The organism is Amedibacillus sp. YH-ame10 (assembly GCF_053848885.1).
In genome coordinates, this window is the sequence record NZ_JBSPFA010000002.1 from 1 (window position 1) to 19,015 (window position 19,015).

At 34.7% G+C, this 19,015-nt stretch carries 17 protein-coding genes and 1 rRNA gene; 14 read left to right on the forward strand and 4 right to left on the reverse strand.

Translation table 11 applies throughout. The features are described from left to right. The 11 genes from rrf to ACWG42_RS01180 all read left to right on the forward strand — a co-directional run. A 5S ribosomal RNA gene (gene rrf, locus ACWG42_RS01130) occupies positions 1 to 91 on the forward strand; the annotation flags it as partial. A gap of 116 nt (positions 92 to 207) precedes the next feature. Then, positions 208 to 1,476, forward strand: coding sequence for an aminoacyltransferase (locus ACWG42_RS01135; protein WP_455789629.1), 1,269 nt, complete (start codon positions 208 to 210; stop codon positions 1,474 to 1,476). 15 nt (positions 1,477 to 1,491) lie between these two features. Then, on the forward strand, positions 1,492 to 2,694 hold the full coding sequence (locus tag ACWG42_RS01140; RefSeq protein WP_455789631.1) for a peptidoglycan bridge formation glycyltransferase FemA/FemB family protein: 1,203 nt from the start codon (positions 1,492 to 1,494) through the stop codon (positions 2,692 to 2,694). Positions 2,695 to 2,707: 13 nt separating this feature from the next. Beyond that, positions 2,708 to 3,163, forward strand: a complete 456-nt coding sequence (gene tsaE, locus ACWG42_RS01145; RefSeq protein ID WP_455789633.1) for a tRNA (adenosine(37)-N6)-threonylcarbamoyltransferase complex ATPase subunit type 1 TsaE — start codon at positions 2,708 to 2,710, stop codon at positions 3,161 to 3,163. Then, positions 3,160 to 3,762, forward strand: a complete 603-nt coding sequence (gene tsaB, locus ACWG42_RS01150) for a tRNA (adenosine(37)-N6)-threonylcarbamoyltransferase complex dimerization subunit type 1 TsaB (protein WP_455789634.1) — start codon at positions 3,160 to 3,162, stop codon at positions 3,760 to 3,762. The genes tsaE and tsaB overlap by 4 nt, the downstream gene beginning before the upstream one ends. 1 nt (position 3,763) lies before the next feature. Next, a complete protein-coding gene (gene rimI / locus ACWG42_RS01155) occupies positions 3,764 to 4,213 on the forward strand; it encodes a ribosomal protein S18-alanine N-acetyltransferase (RefSeq protein ID WP_455789636.1) in 450 nt (149 codons plus the stop codon). Continuing rightward, positions 4,210 to 5,229 (forward strand): tRNA (adenosine(37)-N6)-threonylcarbamoyltransferase complex transferase subunit TsaD, encoded by a 1,020-nt coding sequence (gene tsaD / locus ACWG42_RS01160; RefSeq protein ID WP_455789638.1) that lies wholly within the window; start codon positions 4,210 to 4,212, stop codon positions 5,227 to 5,229. Before rimI ends, tsaD begins: the two co-directional genes overlap by 4 nt. Before the next feature lie 153 nt (positions 5,230 to 5,382). Then, positions 5,383 to 6,966 carry a diguanylate cyclase domain-containing protein gene (locus ACWG42_RS01165; protein WP_455789639.1) on the forward strand — a complete coding sequence of 528 codons (1,584 nt, stop codon included), beginning with the start codon at positions 5,383 to 5,385 and terminating at the stop codon, positions 6,964 to 6,966. A 133-nt stretch (positions 6,967 to 7,099) separates the two neighbouring features. Continuing rightward, positions 7,100 to 7,729: a redox-sensing transcriptional repressor Rex gene (locus tag ACWG42_RS01170; RefSeq protein ID WP_455789641.1), complete on the forward strand. Its 630-nt coding sequence runs from the start codon at positions 7,100 to 7,102 to the stop codon at positions 7,727 to 7,729. Between the two features lie 251 nt (positions 7,730 to 7,980). Beyond that, on the forward strand, positions 7,981 to 9,363 hold the full coding sequence (asnS, locus tag ACWG42_RS01175) for an asparagine--tRNA ligase (RefSeq protein WP_455789642.1): 1,383 nt from the start codon (positions 7,981 to 7,983) through the stop codon (positions 9,361 to 9,363). 43 nt (positions 9,364 to 9,406) lie between these two features. Beyond that, the gene (locus tag ACWG42_RS01180) at positions 9,407 to 9,976 is read left to right on the forward strand and encodes an N-acetyltransferase family protein (protein ID WP_455789644.1); all 570 of its coding nucleotides are present in this window, start codon (positions 9,407 to 9,409) and stop codon (positions 9,974 to 9,976) included. Between the two features lie 21 nt (positions 9,977 to 9,997). On the opposite strand, the gene ACWG42_RS01185 is transcribed toward ACWG42_RS01180, so the two are convergent. After that, on the reverse strand, positions 9,998 to 10,309 hold the full coding sequence (locus ACWG42_RS01185; protein WP_455789645.1) for a helix-turn-helix domain-containing protein: 312 nt from the start codon (positions 10,307 to 10,309) through the stop codon (positions 9,998 to 10,000). Positions 10,310 to 10,524: 215 nt separating this feature from the next. Between ACWG42_RS01185 and ACWG42_RS01190 the strand changes: the two genes are divergently transcribed. Genes ACWG42_RS01190 through ACWG42_RS01200 form a run of 3 tightly spaced genes read left to right on the forward strand, consistent with a single transcriptional unit; the run spans position 10,525 to position 14,514 of the window. Then, positions 10,525 to 11,331 carry a LicD family protein gene (locus ACWG42_RS01190; protein ID WP_455789647.1) on the forward strand — a complete coding sequence of 269 codons (807 nt, stop codon included), beginning with the start codon at positions 10,525 to 10,527 and terminating at the stop codon, positions 11,329 to 11,331. A gap of 16 nt (positions 11,332 to 11,347) precedes the next feature. Next, complete coding sequence (locus ACWG42_RS01195) at positions 11,348 to 12,634, forward strand: N-acetylmuramoyl-L-alanine amidase (protein WP_455789649.1); 1,287 nt, start codon at positions 11,348 to 11,350, stop codon at positions 12,632 to 12,634. 23 nt (positions 12,635 to 12,657) lie between these two features. Continuing rightward, a complete protein-coding gene (locus ACWG42_RS01200) occupies positions 12,658 to 14,514 on the forward strand; it encodes an ABC-F family ATP-binding cassette domain-containing protein (protein WP_455789651.1) in 1,857 nt (618 codons plus the stop codon). Between the two features lie 64 nt (positions 14,515 to 14,578). On the opposite strand, the gene ACWG42_RS01205 is transcribed toward ACWG42_RS01200, so the two are convergent. From ACWG42_RS01205 to ACWG42_RS01215, 3 genes are read right to left on the reverse strand one after another with little or no spacing between them, the layout of a single operon-like run. After that, the gene (locus tag ACWG42_RS01205; RefSeq protein ID WP_455789653.1) at positions 14,579 to 16,927 is read right to left on the reverse strand and encodes an ABC transporter permease; all 2,349 of its coding nucleotides are present in this window, start codon (positions 16,925 to 16,927) and stop codon (positions 14,579 to 14,581) included. Further along, complete coding sequence (locus ACWG42_RS01210) at positions 16,924 to 17,643, reverse strand: ABC transporter ATP-binding protein (RefSeq protein ID WP_455789654.1); 720 nt, start codon at positions 17,641 to 17,643, stop codon at positions 16,924 to 16,926. Before ACWG42_RS01210 ends, ACWG42_RS01205 begins: the two co-directional genes overlap by 4 nt. A 7-nt stretch (positions 17,644 to 17,650) precedes the next feature. After that, positions 17,651 to 18,964, reverse strand: coding sequence for a hypothetical protein (locus ACWG42_RS01215; protein ID WP_455789656.1), 1,314 nt, complete (start codon positions 18,962 to 18,964; stop codon positions 17,651 to 17,653). Positions 18,965 to 19,015: the final 51 nt, after the last annotated feature.

Here is a 19,015-nt window from a genome sequence, read left to right on the forward strand (position 1 = left end):
CACACCTGTTCTCATCCCGAACACAGAAGTTAAGCACTTCAGCGGCGACAATAGCTGGGCCTGCCTCAGTGAAGATAGCACGCTGCCAGGTGATCGACATCCTTATGGATGTCTTTTTCTTTTCTATTTTATCTATACCAATTCCATGGTATAATAAATAACGCATGAGTGATAAAATGATAAAATTTAAGAGGAAGGAAGATATGAATGAAGTTTGTAGAATTGACACAAGAAGAATATCAAACGTACTTCATAAGTAGTAAAGCCCATAATTTCTGGCAATCTATTGAAATGGCAAATATGCGCGCAAAAAAAGGATGGGAAATTCATTATCTAGGTGTAAAAGAGAATGAAGAAATCCTTTGTGCTTGTACCTTACAGTCTATGGATGTTTATCGAGGCAATAAGCTATTTATGGCTTTGCGCGGTTTCTTAATAGATTATCATAACGATGATTTAGTGAACTATTTTATGAAGGAGTTAATCGCATTCTTAAAAGAACATAAATGCTTATATATGAAACTTGATCCATATATTTCTTATCAACAACATGATATCGATGGGAATACAATAGAAGGTACTTTCAAAGAAGATCACCTTATAAAAGTATTAGAATCTTTTGGATTTCAACACCAAGGGTTTCGTACCCATCATGATGATGAGTTTGAACCACGTTGGATGTCAGTTTTATCACTAGAAGATACAAGTGAAGAAGCTCTCTTAAAACAAATGCAGTCAATGACTCGTCGAAATATAAATTTTACAGAGAAAACAGGTATCAAAGTACGTGAGTTGAAGCGAAATGAATTATCCATACTTGAAAAAGTAGTGGAAGCAACTGGAAACCGTAAGAATTTTAACAAACCTGATTTGGCATATTATGAAAGTTTTTATGATTGTTTCCAAGAGCATATGAGTGCATTGTTTGCGTATTTGGATATGAATGAATATATCGCTCGAATAGAGGATGAATATACAGCAGAAGAAGCAAATATTAACAAATTAAAAGATGCTGTAGAAAAGAATCCAGAGGCTAAAAAAACAGCCAATCGTTTACAACAGGCGCAGGACAATCTTTCTGTTATTGAAAAACGAAAGATAGAAGCCTTGCAGTTACAAAGTGCACATGGAAATGAAATTCCTTTAGCCGCATCCATGTTTGTGAAATATCCAAATGAAGTTTTATATTTGTTTGGTGGAAGTTATAGTGAATTTCATAAATTCAAAGGTTCCTATGCGATTCAATGGTATGCGATTAAAGATGCACTGCATCATCACGTACCTAAGTATAATTTCTATGGAATTAGCGGAAACTTTAGTGAAGATGCGCAAGACTATGGTGTCTACTTATTCAAAAAAGGTTTTCACGCGGATGTTATTGAACTTGTAGGAGATTTTATCTATATAGGGAATCCTTCCGCTTATAAACAATATCAAATGTTAAGAAAAATCAAACATAAAGTTCTTCGAAGATAGTTAGGAGATGTACATATGCAATTTAAGACAAAAGTTGAACCAAAAGAACATGATGCATTTGTATCAAACCATCCATTGTGTAATCTATTACAGTCTTCACAGTGGGCAAAAGTAAAAGAAAATTGGGATCATGAAATTGTTGGTGTAGTAGAAAAAGGTGCGTTGATCGTGTCTGCCTCTATCTTAATCAAACGTTTACCTTTGGGATTTACAATGATGTATATACCAAGAGGCCCTATTATGGATTATGAGAATAAAGATGTGATGGCATTCTTCTTTAAAGAGTTGAAAAAATGGGCAAAGAAATATCGTTGTTTATTTATAAAAATGGATCCAGGAATTCATGTTAATGACTATAAAATTGATGAACAAAATACCAATCGTTACCCAATAACGAATACCATCCTTTCTAATATGAAACTCTCTGGTGCGATTCATCAGGGGTTTTCAACATATATTGAAGAAAGTATACAACCGCGTTTTCAAGCGAATGTGTACAAAACAGAGGACTTCGATGAACAACTACCTCGTCATACGAAACGTTTAATCAAGGATGCTTTAAAGCGCGATGTGAAGGTTATAAAAGCAGATGCATCACGTATGAAAGAATTTAGTGATGTAGTTTCTTTGACAGAAGAGCGAAAAAATGTTAATCTACGTAATCATGAATATTTTATGCAATTGATGGATATTTATGGTGATGATGCGTATTTATTCTTGGCGAGTGTCAACATTCCTGAAACACTCGAGCGGTTACTCAAAGAACAAGAAGCGAACGCATTGGAATTAGAAGCTTTAAAAGAAGGTTCTCCAAAGAAACAACGACGTTTAAATGATATCAAAAATGCATTAGAAAAAGATATTAAGGAATTCCGTGAGTTTGAAAAGGATTATCCGCAGGATTCGATCATCGCCGGTATCTTATCTGTTGTTTATGGAAATACCATGGAAATGTTATATGCAGGAATGAACGATCGCTTTAAAAAATTCATGCCTCAATACTATTTATATACAGAGAATATGAAGTATGCCTTTGAACATGGTTTACAATATGCCAATATGGGTGGTGTCGAGGGTGATTTAGCAGATGGTTTAACGAAGTTCAAATCTAACTTTAACCCATATATAAATGAATTCATTGGAGAATTTGATGTACCAGTCTCTGTCTTTTATCGTTTGGCAAGAATGGCAATGAAGTTAAGAAAAAAAATACGATAAGAAGGTGTTCGTAATGAAAACAATAGAAATACATACTCTACAAGAAAGCAATGCATTAGCAGAAAAGCTAGGAGCCATGGTAAAACCTGGAATGCTTTTTACAATGAAGGGTGATTTGGGGGCAGGTAAGACAACCTTCACAAAGGCTTTAGGAAAGTCGATTGGTATTCAAAAGACTATCAACTCTCCTACGTTTACCATACTCAAAATATATCGCGGGGAACTACCTTTATACCATATGGATGCGTATCGTTTAGAAGGTATTTCTCAAGATTTAGGGTTTGATGAATACTATGAAGGAGATGGCTTATGCATCGTTGAATGGCCGGATTACATAGAAGAACAATTACCCAAAGAGCGTCTTGAAATATCGATTTTACGTAAAGAAGGAGAAAATGAAGAAGCACGAAGCTTTGAATTCTTTGCGATTGGTGATAAATATGAAGCAATTGTGGAGGCGTTATCATGATCACATTATGTTTAGATAGTGCACATAAGCACTTGATTGTTGGAATTTATAAAGATGGAAAATTACTTGTGGGGACGTGTAATCTCGCATGGAAAACGCAATCTGAAACGATTTTTCCTGAGCTTATTCGCATTTGTGAGGAAGCTGGTGTAGATAGTGATACCATCGATGAAGTAGTGATTAGCGGTGGACCTGGAAGTTACACAGGAGTAAGGATTGCAATGTGTGTCGCAAAAGTTTTATGTACGCGTAAATCAATACCACTTTATGCAATTTCTACTTTACAATTATATGCAGGGCTAGATGAACACGCACTAGTTATGTTGGATGCTAGAAGTAATAGAGCCTATGTAGGTGTTTTACAACATGGTCAATTTAGCGAAGAAGAAACCATTCTAACATTGGATGAAATCAAAGAAAAATACAATTCATCTATTTACCATATCTATGGAGATAGTGAACTTATCGAAGAAACACCTTGTACTCCTGACTTCTTAAAGAATTTTATGGAATTAAGACCCTATGCTAGAAAAATAGAAAATATACATACGCTTGTTCCTCGCTATTTGAAAGAACAAGATGCATACAAGGTTTCCTAGTATGATTCGCAAAATGACGATTGAGGATATTCGCGCTGTAATGGATATCGAAGAAGTTTGTTTTACGAGTCGTTGGAATGAAGAAATGTTTTTATATGAAATCGAAGAAAATGAATTTGGTTCTTTCTTTGTTTGTGAAGATGAAGGAACTATCGTTGGTTTTATCGACTTTTGGATTACCTTTGAGACATGTCAATTGGCAAATTTAGCGGTACATCCAACGTATCAAAAAAAGGGATATGCGAAAGAAATGATGGAACAGATGATAACTCTTGCAAGTAAGGCAGGATGTGAGACCATCATGTTAGAGGTACGTGTAAGTAATCAAAAAGCACGTAATTTATATGAGTCTTTTGATTTCTTTGAAATGAATATTAGGAAAGGTTATTATAGTGATAATGGTGAAGATGCCATTGTGATGTGTAAAGCGTTAGGAGGTGGACTTGAATGAAACAAACATTGATTATGGCAATTGAATCTAGCTGTGATGAAACAGCAGTTGCGATTGTTTCAAATGGAAAAGAAATTGTCTCCAACATTGTAGCGACTCAAATTGATGTACATAAAGAATTTGGTGGAGTCATTCCTGAGGTTGCGAGTAGAATACATGTAGAAAATATATCTATGGTGATCGAAGAGGCATTACAAAAAGCAAATGTTACTATGGACGATATAGAAGCGATTGCGGTAACGCAAGGACCTGGTTTGGTTGGATGTCTTCATATTGGTGTACAGGCTGCAAAGACACTGGCATGGGCGTTTCATAAGCCGCTTGTTCCAGTTCATCATATAGCGGGACATATTTACGCAAATCGTCTGATTACGGATTTGACATTTCCATTAATGGCACTTGTTGTATCTGGTGGACACACAGAACTTGTTTATATGAAAAATGAATGGGACTTTGAAATCTTGGGTACAACACAGGATGATGCGATTGGTGAGGCTGGAGATAAAGTTGGACGTGTATTAGGACTTCCTTACCCTGGTGGAGTTTATGTGGATAAACTTGCGAAAGAAGGTAAGCCAATCTATGCTCTTGCAAAACCAAAGACTGAAAACGAATTAGATTTCTCATTTAGTGGATTAAAGAGTAGTGTTCTACAATTTATCGATCGTTGCAAGCGCAAAGGTGAAACCTTTGAACCCGCTGACTTAGCAGCATCTTATCAAGAAACTGCACTGGATGCATTGTTGTTAAGAGCTCGCAAAGCTCTTGATAGGTATCATCCAACACAAATGGTGTTAGCAGGGGGAGTTGCGGCTAATTCCCGTTTACGTGAAAAAGTAGAACAAGATTTGGCCAAGGAATATCCAGATATCAAGTTTGTAATTCCTCCACTTTCTTGTTGTACAGATAATGCAGCGATGATTGCAGTTGCTGGTTATATTGCTTATCAACATGGTGTTCGTGGTGACTTTGATTGCACTGCAGATCCAAGTCTTGATTTAAAACAGTATGCATAAACTCTCATGATATATGGGGGTTTTTTCGTCTTTTGGATTTGAAGATATGAAAAATACATATTTAATAAAGATTTATCACATAATCGTGTGGTATAATATAAGCACGAAAAACACAAATGAAATATAAATTGGAGATAGGAGGTGTCACAAGTCATGAGCAATTTACTTCAGCATATGAACGAACTCATCAATACCGTGTTAAACGTTCGTTTTACGGATCTAGAAAAAGAGAAGGCTTGTTGTCTAGAGTTGTTAGATCTAAGCAAACAACACTCCTATGGATATGCTACAGCATTTGCTTATACGTATTTAGGCGACTACTATCTTGCTCAAAACGATGCGATGTTAAGTGGACAGTATTTATACGATGCGAAACAACTTTGTTCAAAAACGCTATATCCTGCGCTTTATATGAAGGTCTGTCATTTACTAGGTTTTTATTATCATTTGATCAACGATGAACAAAATGCTCTTCAATTCTATTTGGAATCAATTGCGTTGGCAGAGGAATTAAAAGATGCATACCAAAGATGTAATGCTTGGAATAATATTGCGGATATGTTTCAAGGACATAAACAATATGATGAAGCTGTAAAATATTATGAAAATGCATATCAAGCGATGTTAGAAGGTCAGTTTAAAGATGCTCGTTTATTGACAATCGTTCTGTATAATCTAGCAGAAGTAAGCGGTTATATGGACCAGTTAAATGAAATGGATGCGTATTTAACAATTTGTGAAGATAGTGAAATAGCCCGTATGGGGGATACTAGTTTTCATACGTTTTGTTGTCGTACAGGACGTCTTTTAGAGGCAGCATTTCAAGGGAATAAAGAGAAAACGAAAGAAATTGCTGAAGAAATTATAGAACGAGATTATTATGGAGTAGATGATCGTTATATTATTATTATGTTTTTGCTACATATTACGAGTGCCCTTGTAAAACTTAAAGAAAAAGAATATGCGAAACGCTATTTAGATATATTGGATGAATATGGTACGATGAATGAGATATCTTTCATCAGCCGTCTTGTAGACTTACGTGTTTTTTATGCGGAGTCATTTTCAGATGATGTAGAACTTCAAGAAAGTTATCAATCTTATTATCATACAATGCGCAAGATTTCAGTTATGGAAGATGATGTTCGTGTGAATGGAATGAAGGCTAGAATACATCTTCAAGAGATAATTTTAAAACATGAAACTACGTTGAAAGAAAATAGGCGCTTGGTAGATGAAGTTCATATTGATGATTTAACCAATATTTATAATCGTCGTTATTTCAATCAACTTATGGAAGAAAAAGATGACACGATTCATTCTTTAGGAATTATTATGATGGATATTGATTACTTTAAAGAATATAACGACTCGTATGGACACATTCATGGCGATCTTACATTACGTATGGTCGGAGATACTTTGAATCGTTACAGTCATGATGGTATTATCCCTTGTCGTTATGGTGGAGATGAATTTGCATGTTTCTGTAAGGATCAAAGCAACGAAGAAATCGAGAAGTTCATTCATGCGGTACGAAGTGATTTAGCTGCACAAAATATGGAACATAAGCAATCAAAGTGTAGTCAACAAATTACGTTATCCATTGGCTATGCAAATTGTGATAGACAGACTATAGCTGATACGCATGAAGTTTTAAGATTGGCAGATAAGGCTATGTATCGCTCAAAAGAAAGAGGAAGAAATACTTGGACTCGATATGTAGAAGAAGTATAATTTATTGAAAATGTATATATAATAGGATTGAATTCTTTGCATAAAAAGATATGAAAAATATTACGCTAGTTAAGAAAGATAAAATATTCACAAATGTAAAAAAATGTGGTATACTAGCTTGTGGGTGATTATAATGTCAGAGAAAAATGTACCGCGTGCAACCTTGCAGCGCTACCCTGTATACTTAAAAGCATTACGTAAATTAAAGAGTTCTGGAGTAGAAAGAATCATGTCAAAGGAACTTGCTAGTGTCGTCAATATTGAACCGACCACCATTCGTAGAGATTTTTCTTTTTTAGGAAATCTTGGGAAACAGGGCTATGGTTATGATGTAAATCGATTGATTGAAATCTTTAACCAGCAGTTAGGTATGGACTTTGATGAAAAAATCATACTTGTAGGAGCCGGTAATATGGGGCGTGCCTTAATGAAGTATAATAAATGGGATTATGTTGTAGGTGAAATAGCTTGCGCATTTGATGTGAACCCAGATCGTCAAGGAGTACGTTTCGGTATTCCAGTATACGATATTAAAGATTTAGATGAGTTAGTACCAGAAGGATGCCGAATAGCAATTCTGGCAATATCTGAAAATATTCAACAAACAGTAGATCGATTGATTGCCTGTGGAATTACAGGTTTGGTTGATTTTACGCATGAACATATACAAATTCCAAAAGGGGTTGTATTAAAGAGTGTAGATGTGGTATCATCTATACAAGAGTTGGTATTTGAAACAAACAGCTTGAATACAGAACGATGAAACAGACCGTGATAGGTCAAGTGTAGAAGCGAGCCATGAGGGTGAAAGATGGTACATATAAATCTATCAAGCGAACAGCTGTGGAGTTAAGCCGGAGAAATCATAGTAGACGGCTTCGTAAGGATTACGTTATATCCAAATCAAGATGTCTATCATGTATTTGATAGGAATCAGGATGGCACCGCGTAAAGATACGTTCCTGAATGTTAGGAACGTTTTTTTGTTGTTACAGAACATAGGAGGAAAGAAAAATGTTTGAATTTATGACAATTAGAGAGCTCTATGAAATTGTGATGAGTGGCTCTCATGTAGAACTAGACTCATTAGAATATGTGCAGTTGCAAGGGTGGATTCGTACCAATCGTTGCAGTGGAAAATTAGGGTTTATTGAATTAAATGATGGTACGTATTTCCGCAATGCCCAATTGGTGTATATGCAAGAACTTAAAAACTTTGAAGATGTAGAAAAGTATCCTACAGGGGCAGCAATCAGTATCACTGGTAAAATAAAATTGACACCAGAAGGGAAACAACCTTTTGAAATTATCCTTACGGAAGCTACTTTAGAAGGTGATTGTGATCGTGATTATCCATTACAGAAAAAGCGTCATAGTTTTGAGTACATGCGTGAGATACCACATTTACGTCCTCGTGCAAATAGTTTTTATGCAATCTTCCGTTTACGTTCTGTGTTATCTATGGCAATCCATGAATTCTTCCAAGATCAAGGATTTGTATATGTGCAAACTCCAATCATTACTGGAAATGATGGAGAAGGTGCTGGCGAGATGTTTCGAGCAACTACCATTGATAACCAAAACTATGAAGATGATTTCTTTGGGAAAGAAGCGTTCCTTACCGTTACTGGTCAATTGCATGTAGAAGCGTTTGCGATGGCTTTCCGTGATGTGTATACGTTTGGTCCAGCGTTCCGTGCTGAAAACTCAAATACTTCACGTCATGCGTCAGAGTTTTGGATGATTGAACCAGAAATTGCATTTGCAGATTTAGATGACGATATGAACTTAATCGAAGATATGGTGAAATATTGCATTGACTATGTGTTAGAAAATGCACCAGAGGAAATGAACTTCTTCAATACCATGATTGATAAAGGATGCATCGATCGTATCAAGAGTGTACGCAACAGTGAATTCAAACGTATGCCTTATACAGAAGCAATTGAACTGTTATCAAAAGCAGATGTGAAATTTGAAAATAAAGTAGAGTGGGGAATGGATTTGAACAGTGAACATGAACGTTATATCTGTGAACAGATTGTAAATGGTCCTGTCTTCTTAACGGATTATCCAAAAGATATCAAAGCGTTCTATATGCGTGTAAACGATGATAACAAGACTGTAGCTGCTTGTGATCTACTTGTGCCAGGAGTTGGTGAGTTAGTAGGGGGATCACAGCGTGAAGAACGTTATGATGTATTAGAGAAACGTATGGATGAACTTGGAATGGCGAAAGAAGGATTGCAGTGGTATATGGATCTTCGTCGTTATGGTGGATGTAAACATGCAGGATTTGGACTAGGATTTGATCGTTTGTTAATGTATATGACGGGTATGCAAAACATTCGTGATGTAGAACCATTCCCACGTACACCAAGAAACCTAATATTTTAAGAAAAAGCCATGATGACCTCATGGCTTTCTACTAGGAGAGACTATGAAAAAAATACGATTCGCGACTTCACGCGATATACCAACGATTTGTACAATCTATGAGTATTATGTAAACAACAGTGTTGCTACTTTTGCCTATGAAGCAATGAATGAAAAAGAATGGGAAGAAAAACTTACAATCATACAAAACAAATATCCATTTTTGGTATGTGAACTGGATGGTGAGGTTGTCGCTTATGCATATGCAAGTAGTTTTCGTGAAAGAGAAGCGTATCAATGGGATGTAGAGTTAAGTGTTTATGTGCATCCTAATGTTGTACGTCAACAAATTGGATCATCCTTAATGAAGGTACTTCTAGCATTACTTAAACTACAAAACTATCATATCGCTTATTCTTGTATTACAATTCCTAATGACGCAAGCATTTCCTTACATGAAAAACTTGGCTTTCAAACAATTGGAGTATTTAAAGAATGTGGATATAAGTTTGATCGATGGTTAAGTACTGCTTGGATGGAATATGTGCTTTCTAATTCGCCTCAACCAAGAGATATCCTAACAATAGCACAATGTAATCAGGAAACGATACAACAACTCCTCTCTCAAGTATAAGAAAAAGACTGCGAACAGTCTTTAAGCTTCTAATAACATTTTGATGACATCTAGTATAATTGTTTTTTGTTCTCTTGTTAGCATTTTCCAATTACCAATCAAGAATTGTGTTTCTTTTTCCATATCATCATTGTTGCCTGGTTCGTAAAAGAAATCACTTAATGAAATATCCAATCCTCTGCATAGACCCTCCAGCGTGGGTATAGTAGGAGAATTTCCTTTATGGAAGAGTGAATTGATCGTACTCAATGGAATTCCAGATGCCTGAGATAGTTTGTATTCAGTCATATGGTGCTGGTTCATGAGTTGTCGTAATCTAGCTAAACAGTCCATGTTTGACCCTCCTTAGACGTATTATGTATTACATAGTTAATTTTAATACGTTATTTCATAGCGTGAGTTACGAAAAAGCATATTATAGTACGAATGTGCGATAAAAAAGATGAAAACCCATGGGATATCTAAATAATTTATTAAGGAATTCTTATAAAACAAGAAAACCATTGTTTTAAAGCTTTTTTTCTTCTATAATGATAATGGTGATTTTTATGAAAGAATATATTATCAAGACAAATGAGGACGGAAGTAAGGTTTGTGTACGTGATGTACAACTCGTCTTATTGTCCATGTTAAAAGATATAGATACATTGTGTCAAAAACATAACATTCCCTATTGGTTAACGGGTGGAAGTGCCCTTGGTGCTGTGCGTCATAAAGGCTTTATCCCATGGGATGATGATGCGGATATTGGCATGATGCGTGAAGATTATGAACGTTTCTTAAAGGTTGCACATGAGCTAGGAGATGGCTATGTTTCCCAAAGTTACGCAACGCATAAAAATTATAACGTTGTAGTACCTATGAAAGTACGAAAAAAAGGCACATATTGTGAAGAAGTAAATACTTTATTGAAGAATAAATGCAAAGAGTGCGATGGCTTATTTATTGACATCTTTGTCGTGGATTATGTAAGTGAAAACAAAGTAAAAGATTTCCTATGGCGAGTACGTAATGGTATTCTTATGGTACTTATTACCCTGTTTGAAAACTTGGGTTGTAATCCTAAAATATTAAAGAATAGATTCATCAGAAATGCGAAAAAATATGGCGAGATAAATAAGAATAGTCCATTGATTGGATATGATTTAACATGGACATTCAATTCCTTCTTTAAGCCTGTTGTATACACAAAGGAAAGTGTATTTCCTATACAGTATATGGAGTTTGAAGGGATTGACTTACCAGTACCAAAACGTCCCAAAGATATGCTTGATGTAGAAGTATCTCCATCGCATATGAGCTTTCCACCTGAAAAAGATCAGGTACCAAAACACTTAAAAGATGCACGATTTTAGATAGGAGGATAACACTATGGCATTTGTACCAAAGAGGAAAATGTATAAAATTCGTTGGAAAGTAGCACTTCCCTTATTGCTTTTACTTGTGCTCATAGTATATACCTTAGTGAATGTTTTCTTACCTCCTGCAGAAGAAGAAAAGAAATTCACTGTATGTAATTTAGGTGAAAAAGAAACAGTGGAACAATTAAACAAAAAGAGTGCAGAAACATTTGTCGTTAATGATTATACCTATTATGGGGAATCTTTAGGCTTGTATACGAGTGCATATGGTCCTGAAAGCGATGATCAAGCGACTGGAAAAACTATGCAACTACATAACTTATGTACAGATAAGACCATCACTCTAACGGTGAATAAAGAAGTAGATCAAAAGATTGCGTTAAATGATTTAGACCCTGGCTTTTATGAACTTATCATCATTGATAATTTAGTAGAGAAAAGAGTAACTTATAAGGATACATTTACCTCTGATCCTTTCTATACGGTAAAAAGAGACAATGCAGTTAAGAAAGTAACGATGGTTGCGGATAAGGCATTGTTGAAGGATTATGATATTACATTAAATGATAATTATTTATTTTTAAACGTGGAAAAGAAAAAACCATCCAAAGAGAAAATAGATGTGTACTTGGACCCTTATGGAATGAGTACTGATTTTCAATATGTTCCTGATAAAGGAAGTACTGGGAATGGATTGAGCGAGTATCAAGAGATGTATGATGCTGCGGTTGTGATGAAGAAACAGCTGGAAAGTTATGGGTTACGCGTAGAAATATCACGTAAAGATGCAGATAGTGAAGCTGATAAAGCGTATGGTGAAAACGGAAGATTTGCACAAGCTATAAAAAAAGATGCGAAGTATTATGTTATGTTACGTATGAATAAAAGTGAATCTACAGGTTTAAGAGGTGCAGAGATTTGGCATAGCTCTTATGTAAGTGATGTATTAGCCAAAAATATGATGTATACCCTACAAAAAGAGTTGAATGTAACCGCAAGTAATTATCTGAGTGAAGATGATGGTGGAGTTGGCGCAAGTGCAATTGATAAAGAATATTTTGACAATAATTTGTATCTAAGAGAAACTGGCGGAAAAGCGACTTTTGCGGCACTCTATTCAGATTTAGCGAAAGAACAAAACGCTAGTTTTAAAGATGCTAATGGAATGTACGCGTTAGAGTTTGACTTTGGGTATGTATCCAATAGTGAAGATGCACAATTTTGGAAAGCAAATAAAGAAGCTTATGCAAAACAAGTTGCGATTAGTTTTGCACAAGCAATCGGGATCATAAAATAAAAATTAAAGAAAAGGTGATGATTATGCTATATCAGATCCATAAAGGGAGTAAGTATTATGGTGGAAACACCATATTTGAAGATATACAATTCGAAATAAAAAATACAGAAAAAATTGCAGTTGTTGGTCGTAATGGATGTGGAAAGACAACCTTATTAAAGTCTATATCTGGAGTAGAGTCTTTGGATCGTGGTGAAATTCATGCATCCAATGATACAAGCATTGGGTATTTAGCTCAAACAACATTTAGTGATGAAGATGCACTTGTACTGGATGAACTGGAACATGCTTTTGATCATATCAAGGCAATGGAAAAACAATTAATGGCATTAACAGATAAAATGGCCATGGATCATAGTGAAGAAACATTGGATGCTTATGCAAAGCTTCAACAACGCTTTGAAGAACTTGGTGGGTATACCTATCATAGTGAATTGATGAGTGTGTTTACGCGATTTGGATTCATAGAAGAAGATTTACAAAGGAAGATTTCCACCTTTAGTGGAGGACAAAAAACACGTCTTGCTTTTGTAAAACTGTTGTTAAGTAAACCAGATATATTACTCTTGGATGAACCTACAAACCATTTGGATATCGATACCATTGAATGGTTAGAAAACTATGTAAAACGTTATCCTAAAGCAGTTGTAATGGTATCACATGACCGTATGTTTTTGGATGATGTTGTAGATGTTGTGTATGAAATTGAATATGGAGTTATGAGACGATATCCTGGAAATTATACAAATTATGTAAATACAAAAAAGAGTGATATCGAACTTCAAAAAAGCGCATATGTTCGCCAACAAAAAGAGATTGAACGATTGGAAACATTAATTGAAAAATTCCGATATAAAAAGAACAAAGCATCCTTTGCGCAATCAAAGATTAAATACTTGGATCGTATGGATAGAATCGATGATCCTAAGAATGATCAAAGAACATTTCACGCTCGTTTTGAACCAAAGGTTCGAGGTGGTAAACGAGTATTAGAAGTTAAGGATTTAGAAATTGGTTATGATCATCCTTTATGTAAAGTGGATTTAGAGGTTCTCCAATCTCAACGCATTGCGATCATCGGACCAAATGGGATGGGGAAATCAACCTTGATGAAAACCCTGATGGAACAAATCCCCGCATTGGCTGGAAGCTATCTTTTAGGACATCAAATAGAAGTTGGATACTTTGACCAAGAACTAGCACAGTTTGATTCAAATAATACGGTATTAGAAGAAGTTTGGAACGATTATCCAGATTTAACACGTACAGAAGTACGTACCGCCTTAGGCTGTTTTCTATTCAATGGAGATGATGTATTTAAAACCGTTGATTGTTTATCGGGTGGAGAAAAAGTACGCTTGAGCTTTGTAAAACTAATGCTTTCTCATCCTAATTTCTTGATGATGGATGAGCCTACCAACCATTTAGATTTAATTGGAAAAGAAGCTTTGGAAGAATCTTTGAGAGAATATGAAGGAAGTATGTTGTTTGTATCTCATGATCGATACTTTATAAGTAAGCTAGCTACTGCTATCCTTGTGATTGATGATGGAAAAGCACAGTTTTTCCCATTAACGTATAGTGAATACATGAACAAAGAACCAATACCTGTTGTGGACACAATCACAATCAAGGAAGAAAAGAAAAAGCCAACCAGAGGCATCAATTATAAAAAAGAGATAACCAAACTTGAAAAGAAGATTGCGGACAAAGAAGAAGAGCTAGAAATTTTAAGAGAGAAACGTTTTGACCCAGAGTATTATCACGATTATCACAAAATGAACGAATTAGATGCGGCAATTGATGATGTTCATAATGAGATTGAACATATGATGAAACAATGGGAAGAATACAGCGAAGAACTTGAACAATCTTCCTAATAGTAGCAATCTAGTATCATAATAGGAATAACATAAGAAAACAGGACAAAGAATCCTGTTTTTTCTATGTTAAATGATGTTTATATATAACAAATAAGCTACCTATACAAAGCATACCATAGCCCAAAGAACATACAAGCATAGGAACAAGCGATGTAAGAGATAAAGGGAGTATCATAGGAAACAAAGAAATCATATTTACAATTGGTAGATCGAAATAGTTTAAAAGCAATGGAATGAAAAAGAGTAAAAGTCCTAAAAAGATTGCTAGTAATTGTTGTTTTCCTTTTACTGCAAAATAACTCAGTATACAGCCATAACAAAAGAATGCTAGTATACGTAAAGCATGTGTTAATACATACATATGCCATATTGCAATAGAAGCTGGTGCATTTACAAAACTAGGAATCGAAGTAATGGAGGCTGTCCAAGAGGAAATTCCATAGGCTTTCATTACTTCCAGAATGGATGGAAAGTAGGCTATTACATAGAACACACAAACAGTAAGAAAGATTTCTTTTATCTTTATTTTAAATAATCGCTTTTTTCCATTCGATGTACAAGCGAGAAGTGATTGTACATCATGTTGGTAGTCAAAGGTAAAAAGATTCGATAGCACAAAGGTTAAAACAATGAGGAGTAGTATGGCAGGGTTTAACAAGTATGTACGACTTTGTAGTAGTTGTACATGAGTGAACTCCATTACGAACTCTCTAGAAGGGTCTGCTTTTACATATTCAGCGTATTCTAAAACTTCTTGAAAAGTAGGCTCACTAGATAATTGAGATTCGATAGAACTCCGCATTCGTTCCATTTTGATTTTATCAAGCAATCCTTTTTCATATTTCTTCTGTATAATTTCTAATTGTTGATGAAGACTTTCAAATCGTTGGTGTTCCTTCTCTAAAAAATCTTCTTTTTCTTTTGTGTATGGTCCTTCTAGATTGTTTAAATATTGTATATAGAACTTTTCATCTCTATCTAAATAGAGTTTCGATTGAGAAGCTTGAAAGCCTTGAAACCCTAAAAATAGTAAAAATATAAAGACTACCTTTTGAAGCCATAAAAATTTATACGCTTCCTGTTTCCAAAGGGTTAAGGCGAAACGATGTTTCTTCGTGAAAGAGGGGATTACAAATTCCCATAGTGCTAACTTTTTGATATAAACAACACAACAACAAGACCCCATTACAATAGAACAAAAAGTAATCGCAATAGTAGATAACGATCCCAAGGACATAGGATTGTTAAAGATGTTGAAGTTTACGTATTGTTTTAACAATGTTTCACTTTGAAGAAGGGTGAAAAAATTACAGTAGTATAGTGCACGTAATTCTCCATTTGGATTTATGAATTTTGTGCAAAGGTATCCAACTATCAAAAGAAAGAGAATGATTGCTATAGAAGTATTACGATTCTTAAAAAGTAGAGAAATGGTAATTATGATTGTTCCTAAGCACCATAAGGTAATCCATTTCAATCCAAGAAACAGGCATAGAAATGTCTTTACATCGATATTTAAAGCGCATTTTGAATAACTGGATAGTGATTGAAGAGATCTTGATAGATCCCCTAATCCATAAAGCATGTGCATCATACTTAAATTTATTAGGAAGAAGACACAACTTATGATTAGAATGGAGAATGACATAACTAATAACTTTGAGAAAATCGTTTTAAAATTTCCTAAGGGAGTTGCTTGAATAATAGAAAACAAATTGCGTTCTTTTTCTTCCATAATTAGATATGTGGATATCGCTAGCAAAACAATGAGTAATAAAACACTTGTCAAAGGAGATAGTGCCTCTACGATTCCTTTTTGACTTGTATATACAATTGTACTTTTTCCCAATTTTTTGAAATCATGAGCCGTTTTTTTGATGTTTTCTTGTACATAGGAGTCTGCTGTTTGAAAGATTGATATTTGTTGAAGGGATGTAGCTCTTTCTTGTATTTCATCTAAAAAGCTAGGGTACTCATATAGGGTTTTCATTTCTTGATAGTACTTGTCCACAAGTTGAACTTCAACGTCGTATTGATTTGAAAATTGTAAATCTACTTTTTTATCACCATTAGGATAACGTTGCTCTATGCCTGGATATTGTGAACGTAAGAAAGCTAGTTGTTTTGTATTGGGTTCACTTGAATCCGCTTGTAATTGTTTTATCTGGGATATTACTTCATATGCCTGTAATCGTTCACGATAATTTTTAATATAATCATATCGTTCATCATTAGGGAGGGAAGAAAGCTTTTGTTCTACTCTTTGGTAATAGGATGGAGCTATTTTATTATTTATAAATTGGGTATATCCAAGATATGCAAGATTGAATATGAATAAAAAAGCAAGTAATGTTAGAAAAGATTTACGATGCCATAACTTATACCATTCCATTTTACAAAGAGATATCATAATACTTCCTCTTGAAACAAGGAAAGATAGATTTCCTCTAACTGATACTCTTGATATTTTTTATATAACACTTCAGGAGAGGCTTCTTCAATCATGCGCCCTTTTTTTAAAAAAAGGATATAATCAGCGATGCTTTCAACATCGGAAACTACATGTGTCGCAATCAAAAGTATATGATCTTTACCTAAACGTTCAAATACATTACGTAATGATACACGTTCCTTAGGGTCTAATCCAGCTGTTGGCTCATCGAATAATAGTATTTTAGGATTTCCTAGAAGTGCATTTGCGACTAGTAATCGCTGTTTCATACCTCCTGAGTAAGTCTTGCATCTCTTTTTCAAATGCTCTTCCATATTTACGGATTTCGCAACTCTTTTCACTTCTGCCTGAATTTGGTCCTTGGGAATATCTTTTAATAAAGCCATATACGTGAGAAAACGTTCACCACTAAATTCATCATATAATCCTTGTTGTTGAGGAGCGTATCCTAAATCACGATAATAAGAACTCGTATTCTTCGAGATGTCTTTTCCATCATATAAGACTTCTCCTTGATCTTTTTTGCATTGGTTACATAAGATACGCATGAATGTACTTTTACCAGAACCATTAGGTCCTAGTAACGCATAAATTCCAACCTCTAATGTAAGAGAGATGTCCTGCAAGGCTGTGATATCTTTATATTTCTTATGAACATGTTTAATTTCTAACATAATTCACCTACTGATCAATAGAGGAAACATCCTCAAATGTATCCAATCCATTATAAAAATCGCTTTTCGAAATCAATCCATAATACGCCTTATCTGTATCAAATTGTTGTGTTCCTGCCCATGTGGTTTCCATGTGCCCATCTTTTCTATACAACATAAAATAGTTGTCTTTTGTTGCGCCTAAAATACGGAGAGGTTCATTCGTACCTTTTACAAGCTGTGTTACTTCACTCACAGCATCCTTTTCTAATGAATATACAAACGATTTTACATATTCATTTTCTGCGTTGTTATTCCATACCTCTATGATAAGGTAGCCATCCGTAATCTCAGTACTCAAAACATAGGTATATCCAGAATTAAGCTGTGTCAGTACTTCCACATTACCATCTTGTATATTTTGTTTACACAATTCGTTTTGTTGCGTTAAATAAAAGACATAATCACCATCAAAGGTTGGATAGCGTTCATTTGTGGAAAATTCTTTTCCAAGTTTGTTTTGTTTACTATCATATGTTTGATACATGGTGGTTGCTTGCATAGATACTCGATCATAGGTTTCATAATCCTTATTCTTTAATAATTCGTCAAGGTCTTGCGAATAGTGTAGGTTTTGAAATAATATAGTGTTTTGTTTAGCACCAACTATAAATTTATCTTTCATATTTTGACTTATGCTCTTTTCGCCATTTTCAAGATTAATTTTATATAAAAAACTATCTGTTTTAATTTCAGTGGAACTATTCTCATCCATCGCAATTAAGTCATGTTTACTTGCAACAACATAAAGTGTATCCTCACTTAACGCAATCACTGTAGACTCAAATTCAAATCCTTCCTCTAGTTTGCATAGAATTTTTTTATTTTTACCATCGATATCCATTCGATATAAGATAGAGGGATTTCCTTGTTCTTTCTCAATGCTTCCATCTGCCTTTACTACATTGCCCATGGAAGGATTCTTCAATAGATACAAATGATTATTTGAAACAAATAAAGAAGTAAGGCCACCTAAAGGCAAATATGATGTACAAGAGTCGTTATCATGTGAACATTGAGGTTTATCACACAAATAAACTTCTTGTTTACTCGCATAATCAAAGTAACGTATATTATATCTTGTCTCTCCTTTTTCATTATCGACCATCACCATATGGTAAAACCCGTCTTCTGTCGAAAAACCTTCACTCAGATTGAGGTATTGTAAATTCTGTGTAGATGTACTTTTACCACTCGTTGATACTTCCGTTTTCTCATCTGTTTTATTACTCGAACAGGCACATAATAAGATACTTAAAGCTACGATTAAAATTTTTTTCATCTTTCTTCATCTCCTTATATAAGAAGATGATAAAGGAACATTGTATCAGAG